Annotated in this window: 23 protein-coding genes, 4 tRNA genes and 1 pseudogene; 15 read left to right on the plus strand and 13 right to left on the minus strand. The window is 70.7% G+C overall.

The features are described from left to right. The first annotated feature begins 44 nt into the window (after positions 1-44). Together OG410_RS20450 and OG410_RS20455 are read left to right on the plus strand one after the other, a co-directional pair. Positions 45-119, plus strand: a tRNA-Asp gene (locus OG410_RS20450). Positions 120-455: 336 nt separating this feature from the next. Beyond that, positions 456-647: a DUF6274 family protein gene (locus tag OG410_RS20455; protein WP_329300519.1), complete on the plus strand. Its 192-nt coding sequence runs from the start codon at positions 456-458 to the stop codon at positions 645-647. Positions 648-1,115: 468 nt separating this feature from the next. On the opposite strand, the gene bldC is transcribed toward OG410_RS20455, so the two are convergent. Then, complete coding sequence (gene bldC / locus OG410_RS20460; RefSeq protein WP_003949541.1) at positions 1,116-1,322, minus strand: developmental transcriptional regulator BldC; 207 nt, start codon at positions 1,320-1,322, stop codon at positions 1,116-1,118. A gap of 623 nt (positions 1,323-1,945) precedes the next feature. Next, entirely contained in the window at positions 1,946-2,794 is an 849-nt protein-coding gene (locus OG410_RS20465; RefSeq protein ID WP_329300520.1) for a hypothetical protein, read from the minus strand. 222 nt (positions 2,795-3,016) lie between these two features. Between OG410_RS20465 and OG410_RS20470 the strand changes: the two genes are divergently transcribed. Continuing rightward, positions 3,017-4,111, plus strand: coding sequence for a Leu/Phe/Val dehydrogenase (locus OG410_RS20470; RefSeq protein WP_329300521.1), 1,095 nt, complete (start codon positions 3,017-3,019; stop codon positions 4,109-4,111). A 301-nt stretch (positions 4,112-4,412) separates the two neighbouring features. Then, positions 4,413-4,667: a DUF3073 domain-containing protein gene (locus OG410_RS20475; RefSeq protein WP_328450774.1), complete on the plus strand. Its 255-nt coding sequence runs from the start codon at positions 4,413-4,415 to the stop codon at positions 4,665-4,667. A gap of 200 nt (positions 4,668-4,867) precedes the next feature. Here the strand turns inward: OG410_RS20475 and purM are convergent, their stop codons facing one another. The 4 genes from purM to OG410_RS20495 form a co-directional block, all read right to left on the minus strand. Continuing rightward, a complete protein-coding gene (gene purM / locus OG410_RS20480) occupies positions 4,868-5,968 on the minus strand; it encodes a phosphoribosylformylglycinamidine cyclo-ligase (RefSeq protein WP_392965602.1) in 1,101 nt (366 codons plus the stop codon). A gap of 41 nt (positions 5,969-6,009) precedes the next feature. Next, the gene (purF, locus tag OG410_RS20485) at positions 6,010-7,536 is read right to left on the minus strand and encodes an amidophosphoribosyltransferase (protein ID WP_329300523.1); all 1,527 of its coding nucleotides are present in this window, start codon (positions 7,534-7,536) and stop codon (positions 6,010-6,012) included. Between the two features lie 61 nt (positions 7,537-7,597). Beyond that, positions 7,598-8,389 (minus strand): META domain-containing protein, encoded by a 792-nt coding sequence (locus OG410_RS20490; RefSeq protein ID WP_329300524.1) that lies wholly within the window; start codon positions 8,387-8,389, stop codon positions 7,598-7,600. 211 nt (positions 8,390-8,600) lie between these two features. Beyond that, the gene (locus OG410_RS20495) at positions 8,601-9,395 is read right to left on the minus strand and encodes a maleylpyruvate isomerase family mycothiol-dependent enzyme (protein WP_329300525.1); all 795 of its coding nucleotides are present in this window, start codon (positions 9,393-9,395) and stop codon (positions 8,601-8,603) included. Between the two features lie 119 nt (positions 9,396-9,514). Here OG410_RS20495 and OG410_RS20500 point away from each other — a divergent pair, with 119 nt between their 5' ends. From OG410_RS20500 to OG410_RS20510, 3 genes and pseudogenes are all read left to right on the plus strand, one after another. Next, the gene (locus tag OG410_RS20500) at positions 9,515-9,637 is read left to right on the plus strand and encodes a hypothetical protein (RefSeq protein ID WP_329300526.1); all 123 of its coding nucleotides are present in this window, start codon (positions 9,515-9,517) and stop codon (positions 9,635-9,637) included. 325 nt (positions 9,638-9,962) lie between these two features. Further along, positions 9,963-11,528, plus strand: coding sequence for a transposase (locus OG410_RS20505; protein WP_329304179.1), 1,566 nt, complete (start codon positions 9,963-9,965; stop codon positions 11,526-11,528). Between the two features lie 12 nt (positions 11,529-11,540). Further along, positions 11,541-12,123, plus strand: a pseudogene (locus OG410_RS20510) (Uma2 family endonuclease). A gap of 89 nt (positions 12,124-12,212) precedes the next feature. On the opposite strand, the gene purL reads toward OG410_RS20510, so the two are convergent. The 3 genes from purL to purS are packed head-to-tail and all read right to left on the minus strand — an operon-like array spanning position 12,213 to position 15,423. Further along, positions 12,213-14,486 (minus strand): phosphoribosylformylglycinamidine synthase subunit PurL, encoded by a 2,274-nt coding sequence (purL, locus tag OG410_RS20515; protein ID WP_329300527.1) that lies wholly within the window; start codon positions 14,484-14,486, stop codon positions 12,213-12,215. Next, positions 14,483-15,163: a phosphoribosylformylglycinamidine synthase subunit PurQ gene (gene purQ, locus OG410_RS20520; protein ID WP_328669988.1), complete on the minus strand. Its 681-nt coding sequence runs from the start codon at positions 15,161-15,163 to the stop codon at positions 14,483-14,485. The genes purL and purQ overlap by 4 nt, the downstream gene beginning before the upstream one ends. Continuing rightward, positions 15,160-15,423, minus strand: coding sequence for a phosphoribosylformylglycinamidine synthase subunit PurS (gene purS, locus OG410_RS20525; RefSeq protein WP_005482678.1), 264 nt, complete (start codon positions 15,421-15,423; stop codon positions 15,160-15,162). The genes purQ and purS overlap by 4 nt, the downstream gene beginning before the upstream one ends. A gap of 361 nt (positions 15,424-15,784) precedes the next feature. On the opposite strand from purS, the gene OG410_RS20530 reads away from it, so the two are divergent. The 8 genes from OG410_RS20530 to OG410_RS20565 all read left to right on the plus strand — a co-directional run bounded on the left by OG410_RS20530 (position 15,785) and on the right by OG410_RS20565 (position 20,565). Next, positions 15,785-16,102 carry a histone-like nucleoid-structuring protein Lsr2 gene (locus OG410_RS20530; protein WP_329300528.1) on the plus strand — a complete coding sequence of 106 codons (318 nt, stop codon included), beginning with the start codon at positions 15,785-15,787 and terminating at the stop codon, positions 16,100-16,102. 186 nt (positions 16,103-16,288) lie between these two features. Then, positions 16,289-16,360, plus strand: a tRNA-Gly gene (locus tag OG410_RS20535). 79 nt (positions 16,361-16,439) lie between these two features. Beyond that, positions 16,440-16,512 (plus strand) — tRNA-Gly (locus OG410_RS20540). Positions 16,513-16,654: 142 nt separating this feature from the next. Further along, positions 16,655-17,659 (plus strand): ABC transporter ATP-binding protein, encoded by a 1,005-nt coding sequence (locus tag OG410_RS20545; protein ID WP_329300529.1) that lies wholly within the window; start codon positions 16,655-16,657, stop codon positions 17,657-17,659. After that, entirely contained in the window at positions 17,656-18,459 is an 804-nt protein-coding gene (locus OG410_RS20550; RefSeq protein ID WP_329300530.1) for an ABC transporter permease, read from the plus strand. Before OG410_RS20545 ends, OG410_RS20550 begins: the two co-directional genes overlap by 4 nt. Before the next feature lie 20 nt (positions 18,460-18,479). Next, the gene (locus tag OG410_RS20555) at positions 18,480-19,826 is read left to right on the plus strand and encodes a sensor histidine kinase (protein WP_329304180.1); all 1,347 of its coding nucleotides are present in this window, start codon (positions 18,480-18,482) and stop codon (positions 19,824-19,826) included. After that, positions 19,823-20,467: a response regulator transcription factor gene (locus OG410_RS20560; protein WP_329300531.1), complete on the plus strand. Its 645-nt coding sequence runs from the start codon at positions 19,823-19,825 to the stop codon at positions 20,465-20,467. Before OG410_RS20555 ends, OG410_RS20560 begins: the two co-directional genes overlap by 4 nt. A gap of 22 nt (positions 20,468-20,489) precedes the next feature. Beyond that, positions 20,490-20,565, plus strand: a tRNA-Gly gene (locus tag OG410_RS20565). A 76-nt stretch (positions 20,566-20,641) separates the two neighbouring features. Here the strand turns inward: OG410_RS20565 and OG410_RS20570 are convergent. From OG410_RS20570 to purD, 4 genes are all read right to left on the minus strand, one after another. Beyond that, on the minus strand, positions 20,642-21,541 hold the full coding sequence (locus tag OG410_RS20570; protein ID WP_326786878.1) for a phosphoribosylaminoimidazolesuccinocarboxamide synthase: 900 nt from the start codon (positions 21,539-21,541) through the stop codon (positions 20,642-20,644). 132 nt (positions 21,542-21,673) lie between these two features. After that, complete coding sequence (locus tag OG410_RS20575) at positions 21,674-23,200, minus strand: N,N-dimethylformamidase beta subunit family domain-containing protein (RefSeq protein ID WP_329300532.1); 1,527 nt, start codon at positions 23,198-23,200, stop codon at positions 21,674-21,676. Between the two features lie 226 nt (positions 23,201-23,426). Further along, entirely contained in the window at positions 23,427-25,265 is a 1,839-nt protein-coding gene (locus OG410_RS20580) for a hypothetical protein (protein WP_329304181.1), read from the minus strand. 366 nt (positions 25,266-25,631) lie between these two features. Continuing rightward, the gene (gene purD, locus OG410_RS20585; RefSeq protein ID WP_329300533.1) at positions 25,632-26,885 is read right to left on the minus strand and encodes a phosphoribosylamine--glycine ligase; all 1,254 of its coding nucleotides are present in this window, start codon (positions 26,883-26,885) and stop codon (positions 25,632-25,634) included. Positions 26,886-26,974 lie beyond the last annotated feature (89 nt).

Genomic DNA, 26,974 nt, shown 5'->3' on the forward strand with positions numbered 1-26,974 from the left:
TCTCATTTCGCAGCACAGCGCAAGAACAAGTTGCTGCGAAACAAGGTCCTGTGGAGCAGTTTGGAGTGCTCGCCACCCTGTCAAGGTGGAGGCCGCGGGTTCAAATCCCGTCAGGACCGCATGAAGAAAGGCCCGGAGCTTCGGCTCCGGGCCTTTTCGCGTACCCGCTCCCGGTCCGCACGCGTCCTGGCACCCGATCGGCCCGCACGACGCCCGGTCCGGCCCTGCGCCGGCCCGCACCGCCCCCGCGTCGGCCCGGTCCGCCCTTACGCCGGCCCGATCCGCCCGTACGCCGGTGTCCGCGCCGCCTGTTCGCCTGCGCGCACCGGTCCGCGTCCGGCCACAGGGGCCTTGGGGTGCTCCCCCGCGGCGCGCTCCCGTCCCTTGACGGCGTCACATTCCGCCGGTACCCCGGAATCCAGGGCCCTCGCCCTGCCTGCCCCCTGGAGGTGCGTATGGCGGTGTCCGCTCGGCACGAGACCCGGGCTCTGCTCCGAGCCCACCTGGCAGCCGCTTCCGGGTACCGCCATCTGACGCGGCACTGCCCGATCTGCCATCAGCTCGCGCGCCTGGCCATGGAAGCCGTCCCGAACGACGAGCAGGACCCCGAGAGCACTCCGGAGGAGGAAAGTCCCTCGACGGCGTGACCGGGGCCCGCTCCCGCGACCGCCACCCGACGCGGGCGTCTGCGTGACACACCCCCCTCACGACCCCAACTCCCCTAGCGCAGAGGGCTCTCGGGGGACAAGGACTGTGGCATGTGACGGGAGTCACCGCATATGTTTTCAGAAGTGTGGAACTTACCCCCCTCCTACAACCAGTCAATTTAATATGTGCAATTGCACCCCTCACCGGAGGCATCCACAGCCGATCCGACACCCGCCCCCAGACTTCGACAAGGCCGCTCACAGACCGGCCGTCCAGGCGCGTGGAACGCACAAAAAAAATCGCGCTGGACTCGGCGGAGTCCAGCGCGATCTACGACGCACCCTGTTCATCTGGCAAAAGCGCTTGGGCGTGAGCTCTGTTGGGGCAGAACCCGCGTCGCTTGGAGCTGTGGTGTGGACGCCTCGACGGGTTGGGGGATCCGTTGACTTGTCCGGTTATGCGATGACTCAGGCTTCACTGCGCTGCTGCGGGATACCCGCGAGCAGTGCGCGGACCTCAGCCTCGCGGTAACGACGGTGTCCTCCGAGCGTGCGGATGGACGTGAGCTTGCCGGCCTTCGCCCACCGCGTGACCGTCTTGGGGTCGACGCGGAACATCGTGGCGACCTCAGCGGGGGTCAGCAGCGGCTCGGCATCAGGGGTGCGAGCGGTCATGAGCGGCCTCCTCGGGAGAACCGAACCTTCTCGGTTCTTTCCTCTAAATTCTGCACCTTGACCCGCGTTGCCCGAAATGGCGGACGCGAGTCGAGTCGGTTATAGGACGAACGGCTTGTCCTCGGCACTACAACTACACCATCCGTCCAGCCGCGTCGGCCAAACCGATGGAATTGCCCTCCCAGGTGTTCATCAGCGACGGAAGCCGATGGACCATGCCATAGCGGACAGTCACGCCACTGTGACGATCAGTCACAGGGGCGATCAGGAGTCACCAGACGTCCTAAAAGAGTGCAATGCCGAGATTCCCCCCCAAAAGCGGGCGGAGGGAGCCCTCCCCCGGGCTCCTTGTCCTATTTTGACACGAGGAGGGGGAAGCGATGCAAGAGCCTGGTAAGTGCCGTCCGTCACGCTTGGCACCCGTTGACGCATACGCCCGGATAAGGGCCTACGTCCTGGACGTGAGGGTTCTTCAGCGTGTGAGGACCATACGCGAGTTCGACCCCAAACCTGTGAGAGGCAGGTCACACCGGAGCGGGCGCCTTGAGAGCGCTCCCGCCCCGTCCGGCTCCCGCACACGGACCACGCCGGTACCGCCCGCCCGGGGCCGCCCGCGCCGGGCCTCAGTTCGACGAGCGCCGCTCCCTGACGGACCGCCAGCGCTCCACCAGCCGGCCGTACGCCTCGCCCGCGGTCGCCCCGTCCCCGGTGCGCAGCGCCTCGATCCCCTCGGCCACGTCCGCGGCGGAGTGGTCGTCCTCCAGCCGGCCGGCCGGCAGCGTGTGCACGAGCCCGCCGTAGTCCAGCTCGACCAGCGAGCGCGGATGGAACTCCTCCAGCCAGCGCCCCACGTCCACCAGGCCCTCGATGAGCGGCCCTTCGTCCAGCGCGTCCCTGAGCGTCCGCAGAGCCCGCGCCGTGCGCCGCCGCGCCTGCACCATCGGCGTCCGGTAGCGCAGCAGCGGCGCGGTCCCGCCCGGGCCCGTCCCCTTCTCGTACTCCCGCTCCTCGTCGGTGACGAGCACGAACCAGTTCAGCGGCACCTGCCAGGTCGAGGTGCGGATCCACGGGCGGGCGTCGGGGTTGCGCGCCAGCCAGCGCTCGTAGTCGAGGGCGGCCTGACGGCGCACCAGCGGCGGCAGCACCGCGTCCAGGACGGACGCGGGAAGCTCCTCGCCCAGCTCGTCCAGCGCCTGCCAGCCGCGCAGCCGGGTGCGCCAGGGGCAGACGCACACCACCCCGTCGACCTCGGCGACGAACGCGTCGCCGCTCTCGTGCACCGGCACGGGGATCGGCGGGGTGGGCAGCAGATCGGCCAGCGAGCGGCGCAGTTCGTCCTGGTAGGAGGGGCGCTCGGGGCGCCGGACGTAGCGCGTCCAGTGGGCGCGCTCGGACTCGGGGAACGCGGCCAGCGGCTCGTACACCCGCAGGTACGACGCGTACGGGACGATCACCGCGGACACCTTCGGCACGCCTGCTCCCTCCCCCGTCGACCACAGGGAAAACCAGCGAGAACCACTCGGAACCTGAAGAGAAATCTATGCAAATCGAACCATGGCCGTACCCCGCCCGTAGGTGATCCTGACCACTGCACCGAGGGCGGGTCGGCGCAGGCTCTAGTCTCATTCCCACGGAGCCCGCCATCCGCACGGGCACCGCACCCAACCGCCGCTTTTTACCTGGGAGTCACCACAGTGACCGACGTAACCGGCGCGCCTGCTGATGTACTGCACACCCTGTTCCACTCGGATCAGGGCGGTCATGAGCAAGTCGTGCTCTGCCAGGACCGCGCCAGCGGCCTCAAGGCCGTCATCGCCATCCACTCCACCGCCCTGGGCCCCGCCCTCGGCGGCACGCGCTTCTACCCGTACGCGAGCGAGCAGGAGGCCGTCGCCGACGCCCTCAACCTCGCGCGCGGGATGTCGTACAAGAACGCCCTGGCCGGGCTCGACCACGGCGGCGGCAAGGCCGTCATCATCGGCGACCCCGAGCAGATCAAGTCCGAGGAGCTGCTCCTCGCCTACGGCCGGTTCGTCGCCTCGCTCGGCGGCCGGTACGTCACCGCGTGCGACGTCGGCACCTATGTCGCCGACATGGACGTCGTGGCACGTGAGTGCCGGTGGACGACCGGACGCTCCCCGGAGAACGGCGGCGCGGGCGACTCGTCGGTCCTGACCGCCTTCGGTGTCTTCCAGGGCATGCGCGCCTCCGCGCAGCACCTGTGGGGCGACCCGACGCTGCGCGGCCGCAAGGTCGGCGTCGCCGGCGTCGGCAAGGTGGGCCACCACCTGGTCGACCACCTGCGTGAGGACGGCGCCGAGGTCGTGATCACGGATGTGCGGGCCGAGTCCGTGCGCCGGATCCTGGACCGGCACCCCTCGGGTGTCACGGCCGTCGCGGACACCGAGACGCTCATCCGCACCGAGGGCCTGGACATCTACGCGCCCTGCGCGCTGGGCGGCGCGCTCAACGACGAGACCGTGCCGGTGCTCACGGCCCGGATCGTGTGCGGCGCGGCCAACAACCAGCTCGCGCACCCGGGCGTGGAGAAGGACCTCGCGGACCGCGGGATCCTGTACGCCCCCGACTACGTCGTGAACGCGGGCGGTGTCATCCAGGTCGCCGACGAGCTCCACGGCTTCGACTTCGACCGGTGCAGGACCAAGGCCGCGAAGATCTTCGACACCACGCTGGCCATATTCGCACGTGCGAAGCAGGACGGGATCCCGCCGGCCGCGGCGGCCGACCGGATCGCCGAGCAGCGGATGGCGGAGGCACGGCGTCACTGACGCCTGCCGAGGCCATAGGCGCTTGTCAGGGACCCGTCGGCGGCCGGTTGGGAGAGAACTCTCACGTCCGTCGGCGGGTCGGGCGCCAAGAAGAGGTTAAAATCGCGGTTGACCAGCGAGGACAGGGCACCTCGCGGGTTCTGGGTGAAGGCGCGTGCTGCGGGCGACGTACCGTATGGGCGCGGGCTCAGGTACCGTGGAAGCCCTACGGACCGGTCTCTCCACGGAGAGTCCGTTCCAGATCATGAACGCGTGTCAAGACTCTGGGGCCGTCGAGCCCCGTATCCGAGGGGGTCGAGCCATGGGGCGCGGCCGGGCAAAGGCCAAGCAGACGAAGGTCGCCCGCCAGCTGAAGTACAGCAGCGGCGGGACTGACCTCTCGCGTCTGGCCAATGAGCTGGGCGCTTCGACTTCGAACCAGCCGCCTAATGGCGAGCCGTTCGAGGACGACGACGAGGAAGACGACCCGTACGCACAGTACGCGGATCTCTACAACGACGACGACGAGGACGAGGACGATCAGTCCGGGCCTCAGTCGCAACGTCGCGGCGCTTGACGCAACAGCGTCCCTCGCAGTTTCCGCGATCTCTTCTCGTAGCGGATCTCCTGGCGTGGGTTTCTGGCAGATCCCGCCTGGCGGCTTTCTCGTAGCGACTGCACCTCACCCGGTCCGGGGCCTCAGCGCCGGACCGGGTTTCGTGCTGCTTCGGGAGCTTCGGCCCGCGTGACCGCCAGCCTCGGCTCCCGTCGCCCGCTTCAGCTCGCGTAGTCGCCGATGAGCTCGGCGCCCGTCGTGTGGTCCCCGCGCTCGGTGATCTCACCGGCGACCCAGGCGTCCACTCCGCGGTCCGCGAGGACGGCGAGGGCGACCTCGGCCGACTCCTCGGGCACGATCGCCATCATGCCGACGCCCATGTTCAGCGTCTTCTCCAGCTCCAGCCGCTCGACGTCGCCGGTCCTGCCGACCAGGTCGAAGACCGGTGCCGGGGTCCAGGTCCCGCGGTCGACCACGGCGTGCAGGCCGTCCGGGATCACGCGGGCCAGGTTGGCCGCGAGACCGCCGCCGGTGATGTGGCTGAAGGCGTGTACCTGGGCGCTCTTCGTCAGCGTCAGACAGTCCAGCGAGTAGATCTTGGTGGGCTCCAGGAGCTCCTCGCCGAGGGTGCGGCCGAACTCCTCGATGTGCTGGTCCAGGCGCAGATTCGCCCGGTCGAAGAGGACGTGCCGGACGAGCGAGTACCCGTTCGAGTGAAGACCGGAGGCCGCCATGGCGATGACCGCGTCACCCGTACGGATGCGATCCGGGCCGAGCAGCTGATCGGCCTCGACCACGCCGGTGCCGGCGCCCGCGACGTCGAAGTCGTCCGGGCCGAGCAGACCGGGGTGTTCGGCCGTCTCGCCGCCCACCAGGGCGCAGCCCGCGAGGACACAGCCCTCGGCGATGCCCTTCACGATGGCCGCGACCCGCTCCGGGTGGACCTTGCCCACACAGATGTAGTCGGTCATGAAGAGCGGCTCGGCGCCGCACACCACGATGTCGTCCATGACCATCGCCACGAGGTCGTGGCCGATGGTGTCGTACACGCCGAGCTGCCTGGCGATGTCGACCTTGGTGCCCACGCCGTCGGTGGCGGAGGCGAGCAGCGGGCGCTCGAAACGCTTGAGGGCCGAGGCGTCGAAGAGACCGGCGAAGCCGCCGAGGCCGCCCAGGACCTCCGGGCGCTGCGTCTTCTTCACCCACTCCTTCATCAGCTCTACGGCGCGGTCGCCCGCCTCGATGTCGACTCCGGCAGCCGCGTAGGACGCGCCGGAGGCACTGCCCGTCGCCGCAGGGGACTGATCAGACACAGAAGACATTGCCTGGGATCTTTCGGTTGGTGAAACGGGGCTCTGCGGCGCTACGGGCGACGGATGGCGTCAGCCGCGGCCGTGGCTGCGGGACCCGCGGCCAGCTCGGTCTCCAGGAGCTGCTTGCCGAGCAGCTCGGGGTCCGGAAGGTCCATCGGGTACTCGCCGTCGAAGCAGGCGCGGCACAGATTCGGCTTGTCGATCGTCGTGGCCTCGATCATCCCGTCGAGCGAGATGTACGAGAGCGAGTCGGCGCCCAGCGAGGTGCCGATCTCCTCGACGGTCATGCCGTTCGCGATCAGCTCGGCGCGGGTCGCGAAGTCGATGCCGAAGAAGCAGGGCCACTTCACGGGCGGGGAGGAGATCCGGATGTGGACCTCGGCCGCACCCGCCTCGCGGAGCATCCGGACCAGGGCGCGCTGGGTGTTGCCGCGCACGATCGAGTCGTCCACGACGACCAGACGCTTGCCCTTGATGACTTCCTTGAGCGGATTCAGCTTCAGGCGGATCCCGAGCTGGCGGATCGTCTGTGACGGCTGGATGAAGGTCCGGCCGACATAGGCGTTCTTGACCAGGCCGGCGCCGAACGGGATGCCGGAGGCCTCCGCGTAACCGATCGCGGCGGGTGTGCCGGACTCCGGGGTCGCTATCACCAGGTCGGCCTCGACAGGGGCTTCCGCGGCGAGTTTGCGGCCCATCTCGACACGCGAGAGATACACGTTCCGGCCCGCGATGTCCGTGTCGGGACGGGCCAGGTAGACGTACTCGAAGATGCAGCCCTTGGGCTTCGCTTCCGCGAATCGCGAGGTCCGCAGACCGTTCTCGTCGATGGCGACGAACTCGCCCGGCTCGATCTCGCGCACATAGCTGGCGCCGCAGATGTCGAGGGCCGCGGACTCGGAGGCCACCACCCAGCCGCGTTCCAGGCGGCCGAGGACCAGCGGGCGAATGCCCTGCGGGTCACGGGCGGCGTACAGGGTGTGCTCGTTCATGAAGACGAGCGAGAAGGCACCCATGACCTGCGGGAGGACCTTGGCGGAAGCCTCTTCAATGGTCAGTGGCTTGCCGTCGTCGTCGACCTGGGCCGCGAGGAGCGCGGTGAGCAGGTCGGTGTCGTTGGTGGCCGCCACACGAGTGCTGCGGCCTTCCTGCTTGGGCAGGTCGGCGACCATCTCGGCGAGCTGCGCCGTGTTGACGAGGTTGCCGTTGTGGCCGAGCGCGATGGAACCGTGCGCGGTGGCACGGAACGTCGGCTGGGCGTTCTCCCACACGGAGGCACCGGTGGTCGAGTAGCGGGCGTGACCGACCGCGATATGACCCTGGAGCGAACCGAGCGAGGTCTCGTCGAAGACCTGGGACACGAGGCCCATGTCCTTGAAGACGAGGATCTGGGAGCCGTTGCTGACCGCGATTCCCGCGGATTCCTGACCCCGATGCTGGAGGGCGTAGAGCCCGAAGTAAGTGAGCTTGGCGACCTCTTCGCCCGGAGCCCAGACACCGAAGACGCCGCAAGCGTCCTGGGGGCCTTTCTCACCGGGGAGCAGATCATGATTGAGTCGACCGTCACCACGTGGCACGGCACCGAGTGTAGGCGAGATCGACCACTGGTCCGAATTGGGGATACGGGCCCCGATCGGATCACTCGTCGGCCACCGCGCTGACGACCGTGCCGTTCTTGCTGGTCAGCGCGATGCCGCGATGATCCAATGTGTAGGCGACCTTGCCGTCGAAGAGCCCCAGCAACGTCTTCTCGGTCCTCATGAGTGAGTCTTGGCACATCATCCGGGTGGTCCTGGCCGGGCCGAGGGTGATATGTCCGTCGCCGACGGTGGCCTGGGCGGACGCGTGGTTGCAGCCGAGCCGGCCCTCGAAGGTGCCGTCCGCGCGGAGGACGAAGTACGCGTTCGCCCCCTTCGGGAGCGGCTGGGAGACGTTGTCGTCACCCAGTGCCGTGACCGTCCACCTCGTCCCCCGCAGGGGTGCGTCCTTCTCCTCGGCGAGGCCGATCCGGTCGCCGTTGTCGGCGGTGAGCGTCAGCCGGCGGCCGTCGGCCTTCGCCGTGAACGGGCCCTCGTCCGCGAAGGCCCGGCCCAGGCTCCGCTCGAAGTCCATCGGGCCCTTCGCGCAGGCCATGTCCGTCGTCCGGAGCTCGCCGAAGTCGACACGGTCACCCGTGAGGACGGCCTTCGAGCCGAACCCGTTGCAGCCGAGGTTGCCGCTGACGCGACCGTCGTTCCCGATCCGCAGATACGCCCCCGAGGGCGCCCGCGTGGTCTTCCCTCCCACGGTGAGGTCCTCGACCGTCCAGTGCACGCCGGTCAGCGGCGCCGTCTCCGTCCGGGCGGAACCGTTCCCCGCCGTCTGGGCACCGCACGCGGCGGCGAGGGGCAGCAGGGTCAGGAGACCGAGGGTCATTCGCTGCTTGTCCATGCCGATGTGACGGGAGGGGCGGGCGCCCGGTTCCCGTCCGGGTGCCGCGAAGCCGGGCTGCGGAGACCGGACGGGCCCTTCGCAGGTGGTCCGGGCGCTTCCCCGGGGCTGCTCGTTCGGGAGCTCCCCCGGGGCTGCTCGGAAGCGGGTGCGGAACAGCTGTCCCATCAGGGAGCGCGGGACGGCTGCCCCGTCAGGGAGCGCGGGACGGCTACCCCATCAGGGGGAGCAGGCCGCCGAGGTCGGCGCGCTCGCCGCTCGCGCTGACCTTCGCCCCGTCCAGCGCGGCCTTCCATTCCGTGCGGCCCGTCGCGAGCCGGATCCAGGTCAGCGGATCGGTCTCGACGACGTTCGGCGGGGTGCCGCGGGTGTGCCGGGGCCCTTCCACACACTGCACGACGGCGTACGGCGGGATCCGGACCTCGGTCGACGCACCGGGCGCCTTCACGGCGAGGGTGTCGGCGAGCAGCCGGGTGCAGGCGGCGAGGGCCTGCCGGTCGAGGGGGATGTCGGTACCGGCGGCGCGGTTCAGGTCGTCGGTGTGGACGACGAGTTCGACGGTGCGGGTGACGAGGAAGTCGGCGAGTGTCATCGCCCCGGCGGGCACGCCGAGCAGCCGGTCTCCGGGGGCCGTGGCCAGGTGCCCGGTGATGCGGGCGCCGACGGCGGCGTAGAGCGCGTCGAGGTCGGGGTGGGCGGCGGCGAGTGCGCGTGTGCCGTCGGCGATGTTCCCGGCGCGGGAGGCCGTCCCGAACGGCCAGTCCAGCAGCACGAGTTCCTTCTCGGGAGGCGCGGGCAGGCCGAGCTGCCGGCTCACGACGTCGAGGGACATCGTGATGTGCGCGGCCAACTCCCGTACGCTCCAGTCCCCGAGCCGCGCGGGCAGCGCCAACTGTTCCTCGCTCAGGGCGCGTACGCCCTCCCGCACGTTCCCGAACTGCGCGAGCACCGCTGCGCGGATCTTGGCGGAGTCGTACGTCCGTGTGCGCTTCTTCACCGGGGGCATGGCTAGGAGCCTATGCCTTGACGGCATGGCCGTTCAGGCGCCGGGGCGGGCCGGGCACCGGAGCGTGACGCTTCGCGCCGAAGCGAGGCACCTCGCAGCGGCCGCCTGCGGGCGGGGACTTGCCGCGAGCCGGCACCCGGCTCGTCCCTCTGCGCGTCGTGGACCAGGGCACCGGTCCGGGCCGGACCGAGTACGCGGACCTGGCCTGCACGAACGCGGTGGGCGAGGGCGGTCACCCGTGAGCGTGAACGGCGGCGGAAGCCACCCGGCACCGCCGGACGCGGACAGCACTGGTCTTCCCTTGAAAGGGGGTTGGCAACTGCTGCCCTTTGACTGCGGATGAGGGTGTTCTGGCGTGCATGGGTGAGTGCCGGTGACGTTCGTCTGCATGAGGGTGCGGGTGGGAACGGGAGTTCTTATCTCGAATGGGTGACCTGTGCGGGTGGTGGTCGTTGGGTGGGGTGACGGAATGTTCGCGGGGTGTTCGGGTCGGGGGTGAGCGGGTTGGGTGGTGCGGGTGGGTTGCGGGTGGTGGGGGCGTCGTTCGTGGTGCCGGGCCCGTCGGGTATGGCGGTCCGGGACCAGCTCAAGGGCCTGACTGCCGGAGACGAGACGGTGCTGCGGCTGGTCGGCGACCATCTGGGTTCGCTGGCGTCCCGGGACCTCAAGTCGGCCGGCCTGGAGCACGACAACGAGGCATGGACGTCACGGAAGCGGGAGCTGACCGGGCTGTCGTCGTCGCGGTGGGCGGGTTCGGTGACGAAGGCAACGCATGATCAGTGGGCGTTGGCCCGGCGTGGTCTGGCCGCGCATATCCGGCAGCTCGAAGCCGGTGTCGGCACGATTCGGTACCGGCTGTCATTGCCTCTCGGGGAGAAGGGTTCGAAGCGGGCCCCGGGTGGTTATCGCAGTCGGCGGGAGTGGCATGCCAAGACGCGTCGGCTGCGGGTGCTGGAGGACCGGCTGGCTGCCGCCAGGGCCGACTGGGCGACCGGGCGGGTGCGGGTGGTGCGGGGCGGGAAACGGCTGCTCAACACCCGCCACCACCTGGACCAGGCCCAGCTCACCGAGGAGGAGTGGCGTGCACGGTGGGAGGCGTCGCGCCGGTTCCTGCAGGCGGACGGCGAGTCCGGCAAGCGGCACGGCAACGAGACCCTCCGGGTCAGCCCCGACGACGAGGTCAGCATCAGGCTCCCGGCTCCGCTCGCTCATCTCGCCAACGCCCCGCACGGCCGCTACGTCCTCACCGCGCGGGTGTCGTTCGCGCACCGGGGCGAGGCATGGCGCGACCGCGTCCACGCCAACCGGGCCGTTGCGTACCGCATCCACGAAGATGTCCAGCGCCAACGCTGGTATCTGACCGCCTCCTGGACCGTCCCACCCGTCCAGGCTGTGCCCCTGACCGCCGTCCGGGTCGGCGGCCTGATCGGTGTCGACACCAACGCCGACCACCTGGCCGCCTGGCGGCTGGACCAGCATGGCAATCCGGTCGGCGCCCCGCGTCGCTTCGACTACGACCTGTCCGGCACCGCCGACCACCGCGACGCCCAGGTACGCCACGCACTCACCCGCCTGCTGCACTGGGCCACCCGGCACGGGTTGGCGATCGCGGTGGAGGATCTCAACTTCACCGCGGAGACGACCCGGGAGAAACACGGCCGCCAAAAGAAGTTCCGCAAGCTGATCTCCGGCATGCCCGTCGCCCGGCTGCGCGCCCGCCTGGTGTCGATGGCCGCCGAGCTCGGCATCCCGCTGGTCGCGGTCGATCCCGCCTACACCAGCAGGTGGGGCGCCCAGCACTGGCAGAAACCCCTCACCAGCCCCACCAGGAAAACCACCCGCCACGACGCGGCAGCCGTGGTCATCGGAAGGCGCGCCCTGGGGCATCCGATCCGGCGACGGACGGCACCGCCCCGTACCCACCAGAGCGATGGGTACGGGCATCGGACCGTCCAGGCCCGACCGGGCTCCCCGGGGCGTGAGGGACCCCGCCCCCGCGTCCCCGGACCACGGACACGATCCGTGCCGCCCGGACGCGGAGCGAACGCGGGCAACCAGAACGCCCAACACCGTCCGGGGCGTTCGGCCGAGCACGGGTTCTGGCAACAGGACCCACTCCCGCTCAGCCTTTAGAAACGGTGCAACATGACGGCTATGGCCGAGCGCACGTCTCAGATGTCGGTGGAGGAGTTCGAAACAATCGCCTCCGCCGCTCCCGAGACCGTCACGTTGGAGTTCATCAACGGACGGATCGGGGTCAAGAAGGTGACCGACGGAGACCACGACACCATCGTGGCCTGGCTGGCTCGGCGCTGTATGCGGAGCAGGCCCGACCTGGACCTGTATCAGGGGCAAGGGCTCCGGGTGGAGGCGTATCGGGAGGGCAGCGAAACCGGACGCGGTGCTCACGCCCGAAGCCCACTTCGCGGGTGCGGGCGAATGGGCCGACCCGGACGGAACGCTCATGGTCGTCGAGGTCACCTCGTACGACTCCGACACCGACCGACAGGACCGGCACGAGAAGCCGGCCGCCTACGGCCAGGCCGGAATCCCGGTGTACCTCCTGATCGACCGGGACTCCTGCACCATCACCGTGCACAGCGCCCCGGACCGCAAGGTCGGGGGCTACCGCACCCTTCACACGGCGAAGTTCGGCGAGAAGGTGTCCCTCCCCGACCCGATCGGCGTCGAAATCGACACGGAGATCCTCAAGAACTACATCCGATGAACCGAGGAGCCCCCGTCCGGATCCGCATCCGGGCGGGGGCTTCGCCGTACAAGCCGTAGAGCCGTACAAGCCCATAGGGGCTGAACCGACTACGCCAGCAGCGCCGGGATCGTGCCCTCGTGCGCCGTGCGCAGCTCGGTCAGGGAGAGCGCGAACTCGCCCTGGACCTCGACCACGGCGGCCTCGGACTCCGTGCCGTCGACGACACCGATGCGGGTGACGGGCAGACCCCGGGCACCGCACATGTCGTTGAAGCGGAGCTCCTCCGAGCGCGGGACGGCGACGACCGCGCGGCCGGCCGACTCCGAGAAGAGGAAGGTGAACGCGTCGAGGCCGTCGGGCACGATCAGCCGCGCGCCCTTGCCGCCCTGCAGCGCCGACTCGACCACGGCCTGGATCAGACCGCCGTCCGACAGGTCGTGCGCGGAGTCGATCATGCCGTCACGGGAGGCCGAGATGAGGATCTCGGCGAGCAGCCGCTCGCGCTCCAGGTCGACCTTCGGCGGCAGACCGCCGAGGTGGTCGTGGACGACCTGGGACCAGGCCGAGCCGCCGAACTCCTCGTGGGTGTCGCCGAGCAGGTAGAGGAGCTGGCCCTCTTCCTGGAAGGCGACCGGGGTGCGGCGGGCGACGTCGTCGATGACGCCCAGCACGGCCACGACCGGAGTCGGGTGGATGGCGACTTCGCCGGTCTGGTTGTACAGCGAGACGTTGCCGCCGGTCACCGGGGTGCCGAGCTGCTGGCAGGCGTCGGCCAGACCGCGGATCGCCTCGGCGAACTGCCACATGACGGCCGGGTCCTCGGGCGAGCCGAAGTTCAGGCAGTCGGAGACGGCGAGCGGCTTGGCGCCGGTCGTCGCGACGTTGCGGTAGGCCTCGGAGAGGGCGAGCTGCGCACCGGCGTACGGGTCCAGCTTGGCGTAGCGGCCGTTGCCGTCGGTCGCGATGGCGACGCCGAGCCCGGTCTCCTCGTCGATGCGGATCATGCCCGAGTCCTCGGGCTGGGCCAGCACCGTGTTGCCCTGCACGAAGTGGTCGTACTGGGAGGTGATCCAGGACTTGGAGGCCTGGTTCGGGGAGGAGACCAGCTTCAGGACCTGGTCCTTCAGCTCCTCGCCGGTCGCCGGGCGGGGCAGCTTGCCCGCGTCGTCGGCCTGGAGCGCGTCCTGCCAGGACGGGCGGGCGTAGGGACGCTCGTAGACCGGGCCGTCGTGCGCGACCGTGCGCGGGTCGACGTCGACGATCTTGCCGCCGTGCCAGTAGATCTCCAGCCGGTCGCCGTCGGTGACCTCACCGATGACGGTGGCGATGACGTCCCACTTGTCGCAGATCTCCAGGAACCGGTCGACCTTCTCCGGCTCGACGACCGCGCACATGCGTTCCTGCGACTCGCTCATGAGGATCTCCTCGGGCGAGAGCGTGGAGTCGCGCAGCGGTACGTCGTCCAGGGTGACGCGCATGCCGCCGGAGCCGTTGGACGCCAGTTCGCTGGTGGCGCAGGACAGTCCGGCCGCGCCGAGGTCCTGGATGCCGACGACCAGCTTCTCGGCGAAGGCCTCCAGGGTGCACTCGATGAGGAGCTTCTCCTGGAAGGGGTCGCCGACCTGGACGGCGGGACGCTTCGACGGCTTGGCGTCGTCGAAGGTCTCCGAGGCGAGGATCGACGCGCCGCCGATGCCGTCGCCGCCCGTGCGGGCCCCGTACAGGATGACCTTGTTGCCCGTGCCCGACGCCTTCGCCAGGTGGATGTCCTCGTGCCGCATGACGCCGATGGCACCGGCGTTGACCAGCGGGTTGCCCTGGTAGCAGGCGTCGAAGACGACCTCGCCGCCGATGTTCGGCAGACCCAGGCAGTTGCCGTAGCCGCCGATGCCCGCGACGACGCCCGGCAGGACGCGCTTGGTGTCGGGGTGGTCGGCCGCGCCGAAGCGCAGCGGGTCGACGACGGCCACCGGCCGGGCGCCCATCGCGATGATGTCGCGGACGATGCCGCCGACACCGGTCGCGGCACCCTGGTAGGGCTCGACGTACGACGGGTGGTTGTGCGACTCGACCTTGAAGGTGACCGCGTAGCCCTGGCCGACGTCGACGACGCCGGCGTTCTCGCCGATGCCGACGAGCAGGGCGTCGGACTGCGGGGCCTTCTCGCCGAACTGGCGGAGGTGGACCTTCGAGGACTTGTAGGAGCAGTGCTCGGACCACATGACGGAGTACATGGCGAGCTCGGCGCCGGTCGGGCGGCGGCCGAGGATCTCGACGACGCGCTCGTACTCGTCCTTCTTCAGGCCCAGTTCGGCCCAGGGCAGCTCGACGTCGGGGGTCGCGGCCGCGTTCTCGACCGTGTCCAGAGGCGTGCGGCTCATGCGTTGACCAGCTTCTTGAGGATCGAGGTGAAGAAGGGGAGGCCGTCGGTGCGGCCGGACCCGACCAGGGGCTCGACGGCGTGCTCCGGGTGCGGCATCAGACCGACGACGTTGCCCGCCTCGTTCGTGATGCCGGCGATGTCGCGCAGCGAGCCGTTCGGGTTGACGTCGACGTAGCGGAACGCGACCCGGCCTTCGGCCTCCAGCATGTCGAGCGTGTGCTCGTCGGCGACGTACCGCCCGTCCATGTTCTTCAGCGGGATGTGGATCTCCTGGCCGGCCTCGTAGTCGGCGGTCCAGGCGGTCCCCGCGTTCTCCACCCGCAGCTTCTGGTCGCGGCAGATGAAGTGGAGGTGGTTGTTGCCGAGCATCGCGCCGGGAAGAAGGTGCGCCTCGGTGAGGACCTGGAAGCCGTTGCAGATGCCGAGAACCGGCATTCCGGACTTCGCCTGCTCGATGACGGTCTCCATCACCGGCGAGAAGCGCGAGATGGCACCCGCCCGCAGATAGTCGCCGTACGAGAAACCGCCGGGCAGCACGACGGCGTCGACCTGCTTGAGGTCCTTGTCCTTGTGCCAGAGGGCTACGGGCTCGGCGCCGGCCAGCCTGATCGCGCGCTGCGTGTCGCGGTCGTCGAGGCTGCCCGGAAAGGTGACGACTCCAATACGAGCGGTCACTTTCCGGCCTCCGCGACTTCCTCGACCTTGACGGTGAAGTCCTCGATCACGGTGTTGGCGAGGAAGGATTCCGCCAGTTCATGGATGCGGGCGAGCGCGGCGTCGTCCACCGGCCCGTCCACTTCGAGTTCGAATCGCTTTCCCTGACGGACGTCGGAGACACCTTCGAAACCGAGGCGCGGCAGTGCACGCTGCACCGCCTGGCCCTGGGGGTCGAGGATCTCCGGCTTGAGCATGACGTCGACTACGACGCGTGCCACTGGCACTCCCGGTGTGTGGTGCTGAGCAGGTCCCTTCAGACTACCCGTACAAAATTTCTACTCGCGTAGATTCGTAGATTCCTACGTGACCCCGATCACGATCACGCATCAGCCCGGGGGCATGCACGGAAAATCCTGGGAAAAACCGCAGAAGAACGGCAGGAGCCCATTGCCATCGGACACGCGGAGGGATTTAGTCGGGCTTCACAATGCAATGCCGGGCACTGTACAAATGAATTGGCAATAGCCGATACTTTGCTCGATAACAGCCGGACAGCCGACATCTCCCCGACAACTCCGTGACGTCAGCGCACGTCATGACCGTTGATCGCGAAGGTGTCGCACGAAGGGACCGATATTCGTGGCGCAGCGTGTCGTGGTCACTCTCTTTGACGATATCGACGGCTCGGAAGCGGCGGAGACGATCGCCTTCGGACTCGACGGCAAGTCGTACGAGATCGACCTCAATCGAGCCAACGCCGAGGGCCTGCGCAAGGCCCTCGAGCCGTACGTCGAGGCAGGCCGCAAGCGGTCGAAGTCCGGGAAGACGTACACGCACACCGCGTTGACGCCCGATCCCGCGGCGGTCCGCGCCTGGGCCCGTTCCAACAAGCTGGACGTGCCGCCGCGCGGCCGGATCCCCAAGAAGGTCTACGAGGCGTTCGCCGAGTCGCACTGAGCCGGCGCGGCCCCGGACGGGGCACCCGGCGAGACCCTCCGCGGGAGCCCTGGCCTGGGCCGGGCACCCGCGAGACCCCTCCACCGGACCCCTGGAACAACCGACTTGCGCTGACCCCCGTCCGATCGGCTAGAGTCTGGAACACGCCGAGGGGCCCGGTCGGAAAAGCCGGAACCCGAAGGTCGTGCGGGTGTAGTTCAGTAGCAGAACATCCCCCTTCCAGGGGGAAGGCGCAGTGTGCAATTCCTGTCACCCGCTCTGCATGCCTTACCGATCACAGTTGTGGATCAGGTAGGGTGGTGCTCGCGCCGATCGGTGGAAGCCGGTCGGAGGCAATGCGGACGTAGCTCAGTTGGTAGAGCGCAACCTTGCCAAGGTTGAGGTCGCCAGTTCGAACCTGGTCGTCCGCTCAAAGAAAGAAGCCCCTGACCTCAGGTCGGGGGCTTCTTCGTGTGCGCCGACCGCGAATGTCCGGGGCCGTCTGACATTTGTCATGCCGAGTGATGACAACGCGCACTGCTGCCGGGCCCCGTCCGCGCCGACGCTGATTCCATGAACACGAGCGAGCACGACGACGTGATCGAGGTCACTGATCTGCGGCGTGTGTACGGGGGCGGCACAAGAGATTTCGAGGCGGTGCGCGGAGTCACCTTCTCCGTGGGCCGCGGTGAGATCTTCGCGCTCCTCGGCACCAACGGCGCGGGCAAGACCTCCACCGTCGAACTGATCGAGGGCCTGGCTCCCCCGGCAGCCGGGCGCGTGCGCGTCCTCGGGCACGATCCGTACGCGGACCGGGCCGCCGTGCGACCCCGTATCGGTGTGATGCTTCAGGAAGGCGGCTTCCCGTCCGAGCTGACGGCCGCCGAGACCGCACGGATGTGGGCGGCGTGCACCAGCGGCGCCCGGCCCGCCGGAGAAACCCTGGACAGGGTCGGGCTCGGGCACCGCTCGGACGTCCGCGTGAAGCAGTTGTCCGGCGGCGAGAAGCGGCGGCTGGACCTGGCGCTCGCGCTCCTCGGCGACCCCGAGGTCCTCTTCCTCGACGAGCCCACGACCGGGCTCGACGTGGAAGGCCGCCGAAACACCTGGGAGTTGGTGCGCGAACTGCGCGACGGCGGGACCACGGTCCTGCTGACCACCCACTATCTGGAAGAGGCGGAGGCGCTCGCCGACCGGCTGGCGATCCTGCACGAAGGACGCGTCGCGGCCGTCGGCACCCCGGCCGAGGTGACCGCCTCCCAGCCGTCGCACGTCTCCTTCGAGCTGCCCGACGGCTACCTCCCCGGCGACCTGCCCCCGCTGCCGGAACTCGGGGTGAGCGGCCACGAGGCGGCGGGCCGGACGATCCGGCTGCGGACCGGCGAACTCCAGCGGACGGCCACGGCCCTGCTGGTGTGGGCCGAGCGGGCCCGCGTCGAGCTGCGGGGGCTCGACGTGCGCTCGGCCTCCCTGGAGGAGGCGTTCCTGCGGATCTCGCGGGAGGCGGCGCACGGCGTGGACGGGACGAGGACGACCGCGGACCCGCGGAAGGCGCACGGGAAGGGAACGGCGGCATGAGCGGAACAGCGGTCACCACCGGCACCGGCACGGCCGGAACCACGGCCGCCGGCCGGATCAGAGCACTGGCACGCGCCGAACTGACGCTGCTGGGCCGCACCAGGGCGACCCTCGCCGCGGCGCTGTTCGTCCCGCTGATCATGCCGTTCACGCTCCGCTCGACCCTGGACACGATGCGGCTGAAGGACGCCGGACTCACGGTCGGCTCGGTCCTGCTCCCCTCCTCCATCGGCTTCGTGCTCCTCTTCGCCGTCTACGGCTCCCTGGCGAGCGTGTACACGGCACGCCGGGAGGAACTCGTCCTCAAGCGGCTGCGCACCGGGGAGCTGCGGGACCTGGAGATCCTCGCGGGCGCCGCGCTGCCCTCGGTCGCGATCGGTATCGCCCAGTGCCTCGTCCTGACCGTCGCCTGCCGGGCGGCATTCGGCGTCGGGATGCCCGAGAAACCCCAACTCGTCCTGCTCGGGCTGCTGTCCGCGTTCGTCACCTGGCCGGCGCTCGCGGCCGTCACCGCGAGCTTCAGCAGGAGCGTGGAGGGCGCCCAGGTCGCGGCCACACCCCTGACCCTGCTGTCGCTGGCCGGGTCGGGAACCTTCATCCCCCTCGAACTGCTGCCGGACGGCATGGCCCGGTTCTGCGAACTGCTGCCTCTCACCCCGGTGATCACCCTGATCCGCGGCGGCTGGACCGGACACCTCTCCGCCCACGACACCCTCGGCGCCCTCGCCACGGCGGTGGCCTGGACCCTGATCGCGGTGTTTGCTGTACGACGGTGGTTCCGCTGGGAGCCGCGGCGGTGACCAGTGGCACGGGGGTGGGCATGGGCAGGCCGTCCGGCTGGTGGCGGGGCAAGAGCACACCGGCGAAGGTCGAGACGTACACCCGGTGGTCGTTCCACTTCTTCGCCCTGCTCGAAGCGATCTCGATCGGACTGCCCGTCTTCGGGAACATGCCGGCGGCCCGGTCCTGGGCGGTGTTCCTGCTGGTGTGCGGGCACTCGGTGTGCTGCGCGATGACCGCCTCGCGGGCACTGGACTGGACGCGCGGCACCCGGGAACAGCCCCGCGGGACCCTGCTGGTACTGGCCGCGAGCACCTGTGTGACGGCCGTCGTGGGAGCCGTCCTCTCGGGCACCCCCTGGCGCCCGGCGAGCGACGGCGAGTTCCTCGTCGCCTCCTCGCTGCTCGTCGGCGTCACGGCGTTCGGCACGGGCACGGTCGCGCTCGGGACCCGTGACAGACGCCGGATGACGTACGTCGTGCTCGGCGCGGCCGCGGGTGCCGGCGCGCTCTCCCTGCCCCTCGGCTTCCCGGGCCCCGCCGCGCCGGTCACCGCCCTCCTCGTCCTGCTGACCGCCGGTTTCCTCACCTTCACCGCGGCGTTCTCCGTCTGGCTGCTCAACGCCGTCTACGAACTCGACGCGGCCCGCGAGACCCGCGCCCGGCTCGCCGTCGCCGAGGAACGGCTGCGCTTCGGCCGCGATCTGCACGACGTGATGGGCCGCAACCTCGCGGTGATCGCCCTCAAGAGCGAACTCGCCGTGCAGCTGGCCCGGCGCGGACGGTCCGAGGCCATGGACCAGATGACCGAGGTGCAGCGGATCGCGCGGGAGTCCCAACGGGAGGTGCGCGAGGTGGTGCGGGGCTATCGCGACGCCGACCTCGCCAACGAACTGGCCGGCTCGCAGGGCGTGTTGACGGCCGCCGGCATCGACTGCGCCATCACCGGCACGGCCGCGGAACTGCCGGCGCAGGTCCAGTCGGCGCTCGGCTGGGTAGTACGGGAGGCGACCACCAATGTGCTGCGGCACGGGAACGCCAGGACGTGCGCGCTGTCCCTGCGGGTGACGCGGGAGCGGGTGACGCTCACCGTCGAGAACGACGGGGTGCCGCAGGAGGCGGGACCGGGACCCGGGCCGGACGGCGGCTCCGGGCCGAGGAGAGGCAGCGGGCTCGCGGGGCTGCGGGAGCGGCTGGAGGAGGTGGACGGGGTGCTGCGGGCCGGCGCGAGCGGAGGAGTGTTCCGGCTGACGGCGGAAGTGCCGCTGCGGCCCTCCCCGGACACCCGCGCGGACACTCCCGGGAAACCGGCCCCGGGAAGCGGCGGGGTGCCACGGGAGTCGTCGGTCCCGCCGGTTCCGCACCCGATGAGAGAGGCCACCCCATGACGTCCGTGCCGCCCGGCGCGCCGGCGCCCGACGCTCCCGTACGGCTGCTGCTCGCCGACGACGAACATCTGATCCGGGGAGCGCTGGCCGCGCTGCTCGGGCTGGAGGACGACCTGGTCGTGGTGGCCGAGGCGGCGACCGGACCGGAGGCACTGGCGATGGCGCGGGCGCACCGGCCCGACGTCGCCGTCCTGGACCTCCAGATGCCGGGAGCCGACGGTGTGAGCGTGGCCACATCCCTGCGGGCCGAACTGCCCGGCTGCCAGGTGCTGATCGTGACGAGTCACGGACGGCCGGGGCATCTGAAGCGGGCGCTCGCGGCGGGTGCGCGCGGGTTCGTCCCGAAGACGGTCAGCGCACGGCGGCTTGCGGAGATCATCCGTACCGTTCACGCGGGAAACCGTTATGTGGACCCGGAGTTGGCCGCCGACGCGATCTCCGCGGGGGACTCGCCGCTGACCGCGCGCGAGGCCGAGGTGCTCGAATTCGCCGCCGACGGGGCACCCGTGGCGGAGATCGCGGAGCGGGCCGCACTGTCCCAGGGGACGGTGCGGAACTATCTGTCGTCGGCAGCGTCCAAACTGGGCGCGGAGAACCGACACGCTGCGGTGCGTCTCGCACGGGAGCGAGGTTGGGTATAGTAGCTGTCGCACCACGGCGCACGCGGACGTAGCTCAGTTGGTAGAGCGCAACCTTGCCAAGGTTGAGGTCGCCAGTTCGAACCTGGTCGTCCGCTCCAGAAAGAAGCCCCCGACTTCGGTCGGGGGCTTCTTCGTGTGCGCGGGCCCGGCCGGCGGCCGGGCCCGTGGACGGGGTCAGGACCAGCTGACGCCCGTCAGACGCTCGTACGCCTCGATGTACTTGGCGCGGGTGGCCTCCACGACGTGCTCGGGCAGAGCGGGCGGCGGCTGCTCGCTCCTGCGGTCCCAGCCCGACTCGGCGGAGGTCAGCCAGTCGCGGACGTACTGCTTGTCGAAGGACGGCTGCGCGTGGCCCGGCTCCCACGCGTCGGCGGGCCAGAAGCGCGAGGAGTCCGGGGTCAGCACCTCGTCGGCGAGGACGAGCGTCTCGCCCTCGTAGCCGAACTCGAACTTGGTGTCCGCGAGGATGATGCCCCGGTCGCGTGCGATGTCGCGGGCGCGGCCGTAGATGGCGAGAGTCGCCTGGCGCAGCTCGGCGGCGGTGTCGGCGCCGACCTGGCGCGCGACCTCCTCGTAGGAGACGTTCTCGTCGTGCTCGCCGACCGCGGCCTTGGTGGCCGGGGTGAAGATCGGCGCGGGGAGCTCCGAGCCGTCGACGAGGCCCTCGGGGAGCGCGAGACCGCAGACCGTGCGGGTCTCGTTGTACTCGACGAGGCCCGAGCCGGTCAGATAGCCGCGGGCCACGCATTCGACCGGAGCCATCCGCAGGGACTTGCAGATCAGGGTGCGGCCGGCCCAGTCGGCCGGGGCGCCCGGCGGGAGTTCGGTGCTCAGCACGTGGTTGGGCGCCAGTTCGGAGAGCTGGTCGAACCACCACAGGGAGAGCCGGGTGAGGGTGCGGCCCTTGTCGGGGATCTCGGTGGGGAGCACCCAGTCGTAGGCGGAGATGCGGTCGCTGGCGACCATCACGAGGTCGCCCGCCTCGTTCTGGTACAGATCGCGCACCTTGCCGGTGTGCAGATGTACCAGACCCGGCACCTGAAGGGGCTCGGGCTTTTCGACGAATCCGGACACGGTTCCTCCCCGTGGTTCTGTACAAGTGACTCGATTCTCCCGTACGGGACGAGCGGCTGTGGACAGGGGGAGGGCCGAGCGGGTGCGGGCGCCCGTGGCGGGGGTGCGTCACGGCCGTCCCGCGGCGCTTTCTCAGTCGTGTTTGCAGATGCGGTCGAGGAGATTGGCGGTCGCCCGCTGGATACGGGGGTCCACGTGGCCGGGGCGGTCGAGGGCCGGGGACCAGGCGAACGTTCCGGACGCGAAGACCAGGGCGCCGGACGGGGCGCGGTAGAGCGAGGTCTCCTGATGGCGCAGGACGCCCTCGCTGTCCGGGTACGGGGAGTGCGCCAGCAGGATCCGGTCCTGGTGCTCCGGCAGTGGGGTGCGCGGGAAGTAACGGTCCGCCTCGCCCGCGACCATGCCCTCCACCTCGTCGCCGTCGTGCGCCCCGGTCGCCTCCCACAGCCAGTGGTCGGCGTTGCGGACGATCAGGGGGGACGGCTCGGGGACGCGCCCCGCGTACTGGATGCCGATGAGCTGCTGCTCCGGGCGGTCGATCTCGCGCCACAGGACGGGTTTGCCGGGGCCCCGGCGTTTCCGGCAGGTCAGCAGCCGGTCGGCGACACCCGACGGGGACGGCCCCAGCTCGACCTGCCAATACATGGTGTTGGCGGAGAGGAAGACGAGGGAGGTGCCGTGCTCGCGGGCGAGTTCCGTGGTGCGGCGCATCTGCGGCGACCAGTACTCGTCGTGGCCCGGGAAGACCAGGCCCCGGTAACGGGTGGGGTCGACGCGGCCGGCGTGCAGATCGCGGGCGTCGGCGTAGGCGAGGTCGTAGCCGTAGCGCTCGGCCCAGCGGATGAAGTCGTAGGCGTGGCCCACATGGAGGGGCAGGCCCGCGCCCGCGTACGGGCGGTCGAAGGAGACGGTGGTCGCGGCGTCGGCCTCGCCGAGGAGCCGGCCGCTCTCGTCCCACGCGTGGTACAGGCTGGCGCCGGTGTGACCGTCCTCCGGGTACAGGTTGTACGCCTGCCAGGTGATGTCCGGGAGCAGGAGGAGCAGATCGGCCGTCTGGTGGTTGCGGACGGTGAAGGGGACGTGCGAGCGGTAGCCGTCGAGGGTGGTCAGGACGGCGACGTAGGCGCCGACGTTCCAGTAGGTCGGGATCTGGAGGCGCCAGGACAGCCACCAGTGGTGGCAGGAGACCGTGCGGTCGGCGGTGAGCGGCGGCGGCTGGACGATCCCGGAGAGCCGGGGGCTCGTGGTGATCTTGCTGGCGCCGTCGCCGCCGTAGTGGCCGATGCGGTAGATGTCGACGCTGAATTCCTGCGGCGGGTCGACCGTCACATGGAAGTCGATGGACTCGCCGGGAGCGGTGGCCCCCGTGCTGGTGAAGCCCTTGATCTGACGGTGGACGTCGTCGGCGGAGCGCGGGCCTCCGGGACCGGTGCGCACACGGGTGCGGGAGGTGGACCGCGGCGCCGGGATCCGGGAGGCGGCCGTCGGCTGCGGCGGCTGGGGCGCGTCGGTGTCCACGTACCAGGGGACGACGTGGCCGGTGTCGTCGAAATAGGTCTCGCTGCCGCGGAGCCAGGGAACGGGTCCCAGGCCGAAGGGATCCGTGACGGCGTGCGCGAGTGCTCCCGACTCCCAGCGGCGGATCTGCTCCGATCCCATGCCCGCACCCCTCCTTCGTGCCCCCGTCGTACTGGCAAGCCCTTGCGCCGTGCTCGATCGGTCCCAGCACATCACATTACGCACGCGGTCCGTCACCGTTCGTCGTGAATTGGCGGGAGTGGAACGGGCTGCTCCGGCTGGGCCGGGGCGCCTGCGAACGGTGGGGTGTGTGCATGGCCGGGGACACGAAGGGTGGGGGCGGCCACCGGAGGGGCCGCCGTCGCCGTCAGACCAGCCGGACCGGTTTCTCCGGTCGGACGCCCAGATGACGCAGCCAGTCCCGCAGGGGCGTGGGGTCCCCCGTCTCTATGAGCGTGAGGACGCGGGGGCCGATGTCGGCAGCCCGTTCACCGCCGACGAGCAGGGACGGGCCGTCCAGCCAGTCGAGTCCGGGGACCGCCCCGGCGGTGTCCATCGCGGCGCAGCAGACCATCGCCGTGACATGGTCGGCCAGCAGCTCGCGACCGGTCCTGGGCGGCTGGAGGGGGAACAGCGGAAGCATCCGGTCGTCCCAGAGGTCGTGGTCGGAGCCCTGCTGCCCGGCGCTCCCGGCGGGCCGGGGCTTCGCCGGGGCGGATGCCTCCTCACGGGCCAGTTCGGCGGTGAGCCGGGCCGCGAGGGCCGCCGAGCGCTCGTTCCCCACGGCGAGGTCGGGGTCGTCGCTCTCGGCGATGCCCATCTCCCCGTACGCCTCCGTCCGGTGCTCGGCGAGGACGGCCACGGGGGCCGCATCCGGGGCGGGCGTGGCTCCCGCCGCCACGGACAGGTGGTCGAGCACGCGGGCCAGGGTCGGTCCGTCCGCCTCGGGCAGCGCGGGGTCGGCGGGGTGGCGGACGCCGAGCGCGTCCAGGACCCGGTGGAGCCGGGCCGCGTCGGTGCGCCACGCGCGGTCGACGACCTCGTCCGGGTAGTCCTGCCAGTCGACCGGCGCCCAGTCGGGGCCGGCCTCGGCGGGACCGCCGTGGAAGAGCCGGGCGGCGAGCAGCGAAGCGGCCTCGTCCACCGTGCCGGGCTCTTCGAGCAGGTCGCAGGCGGGGCGCTCGCCGAGACGGGAGGTGAAGCCTTCGGCGAGGCGGTCGCGGCGGGACAGCTCGGTCAGGGCCGCGACGACGCCCACGTCCAGCCGGGAGGGCCAGCGGCCCATCCGCCAGGCGGGCAGCGCGACCCGGGTCAGCAGACGGTCCCAGCCCGCGTACGCCAGGCCCACCTGTTCCTGGGCGACGATCCGCACGCCGTAGTCCACAGCCTGTGCACGCTCGGCCGACGCGGACGCCACGGCCCGCTCCATCTCGGCCGCGTGCCCCCGACAGCCGCGCAACAGGAGCCGGGTGACCCAGCCGACTCCGGCCAGGACCGTGCGGGACAGCGGACCGCGGCCGGGCGCCGAGGCCACGGCCACCGCCGCGTCCAGGCCTCGGACGAAGCGGCGGGCCGCGGCTATGTCCGGTTGCGCCGACGGGCCCGTACCGGCGACGACGGGGGCGAGGACCGCCCGCAGCTCGCCGACCCGCATCCACCACAGGAACGGGGAGCCGATGACGAGGACGGGGGCGGCGGTGACCCGGGCGGCGCGGGACGTCAGCGTGGTCACCGGGCCGCTTCCGGCCGGGCCTCGGCGCGGGCCGTCCGGCTCGGCCCCTCCGCCCGGGAAGAACCGGCCGAGGGCCCGGTGGGTGCGGTCCTCCAGCCAGCTGTCGCAGTCCGGGGTGAGCGCTATCGCCGAGGGGGCCGGGACGTCGAGGCGGTCGGCCAGGTCACGGACCATGCGGTAGAGATCGGGGGCCGATTCCTCGGAGATCGGGACCGTGGGGCTCGTCGCGGGCCGGGCACGGGCCACGACGAGCGCGATGCCCGCCGCCGCGAGAAGGACGAGAGCGGCGAACACCGTCACGATCCCTCCCGCGATCCCCCAGGGCTTACCGGTGATGCGGCCGGTGTATCCACCGACGAGCAGCACGACGGCCACGGCCGCGGGCAGCAGGGCGACGGCCAGCGCCCTGCTGCGGATGCGCAGCACAGCGAGAGCCCGGGAGCGCGCTGCCTGCGCGCCCGCCTCCACACCCATACCGGTCACGACCGGACGTCACCCCCTCTTGTCCGCCGGGCCCCGGCCCTGTCGCTGCCGGTGCCGACGGTTGCCCTGGCGTTGGTCACTCCCCCACTGTGGCACCCGCCGCCGACATCGCAATGCCGGTGGGCCAAGTGCCGGAATGCCTTCGCCGCACCCTAGTTGGGGCCCCGGCCCTCGTCAGCCGGATACGGCATCGGTCACCCGATGGAATGGCTCTGGGGAAAGGTGGATGACGGCAGACCCCGGACGGGTTTCCGGTTCCGTACAGAAACCCGCAGGTGGAAGGGCCTGGACGCAACAAGACAAAGCCCCGGATTCCGTACGGAGTCCGGGGCCCGGTGCTGCTATGGGGACCGTGGGCTATGCCTCGGCGGCCGCCTTCGCCGCGATGTCCGTGCGGTGCTGCGAACCGTCCAGACCGATGCGGGCGACAGCCGTGTAGGCGCGCTCGCGGGCCTCGGTGAGGCCGGATCCGATCGCTGTGACGGACAGCACACGGCCGCCCGCGCTCACCACCGCGCCGCCCTCGTGCCGGGTGCCGGCGTGCAGGACGTACGCGTGCGGGGCGTCCTCGGCGGCCACCTCGTCGAGCCCGGTGATCGGGTCTCCGGTGCGCGGGGTGTCGGGGTAGTTGTACGAGGCCACGACCACGGTGACCGCGGCCTTCTCGCTCCAGCGCAGCGGTTCCAGATCGGCGAGGGTGCCGTTCGCGGACGCCAGCAGGACACCGGCGAGCGGGGTCTGCAGCCGGGCGAGGACCACCTGGGTCTCGGGGTCGCCGAAGCGGGCGTTGAACTCGATGACCCGCACACCACGGCTGGTGATCGCCAGACCGGCGTACAGGAGTCCGGAGAACGGGGTGCCGCGGCGGCGCATCTCGTCGACGGTCGGCTGGAGGACGGTCTCCATGACCTCCTCGACGAGCTTCGGGTCAGCCCAGGGCAGCGGCGAGTACGCGCCCATGCCGCCGGTGTTCGGGCCCTCGTCGCCGTCCAGGGCCCGCTTGAAGTCCTGGGCGGGCTGGAGCGGGACGACGGTCGTGCCGTCGGTGATCGCGAACAGGGAGACCTCGGGACCGTCGAGGAACTCCTCGATCACGACACGGTCGCAGGCGTTGGCGTGCGCCCGCGCCGCTTCGAGGTCGTCGGTCACGACGACGCCCTTGCCGGCCGCCAGTCCGTCGTCCTTCACGACGTAGGGCGCTCCGAACGCGTCGAGCGCCTCCTCGACCTCCTCGGGCGTCACGCAGACGTAGGAGCGTGCCGTGGGGACGCCGGCACCCGCCATCACGTCCTTCGCGAACGCCTTGGAGCCCTCCAGCTGCGCGGCCTCCCCGGAGGGGCCGAAGCAGGGGATGCCCGCCGCGCGCACGGCGTCGGCGACACCGGCGACGAGCGGGGCCTCCGGACCGACGATCACCAGCTCGGCGCCGAGCTCCGTGGCCAGCGCGGCCACGGCCGCGCCGTCGAGGGCGTCGACCGCGTGCAGTTCCGCCACCTCCGCGATCCCGGCGTTCCCGGGAGCGCAGTACAGGGCGGTGACGTCGGGGTCGAGGGACAGGGAGCGGCACAGGGCGTGTTCGCGGGCGCCACCACCGATGACAAGGACCTTCACGGGGTCAGCCTAACCGCCGCACGCGGGTGCCCTTGTAGGGGCTTCCGAAGCGACGGGGATACGACGCTGGTGCGATCCTCCAGGAAACA

Source organism: Streptomyces sp. NBC_00659, assembly GCF_036226925.1.
Classification (GTDB): Bacteria; Actinomycetota; Actinomycetes; order Streptomycetales; family Streptomycetaceae; genus Streptomyces.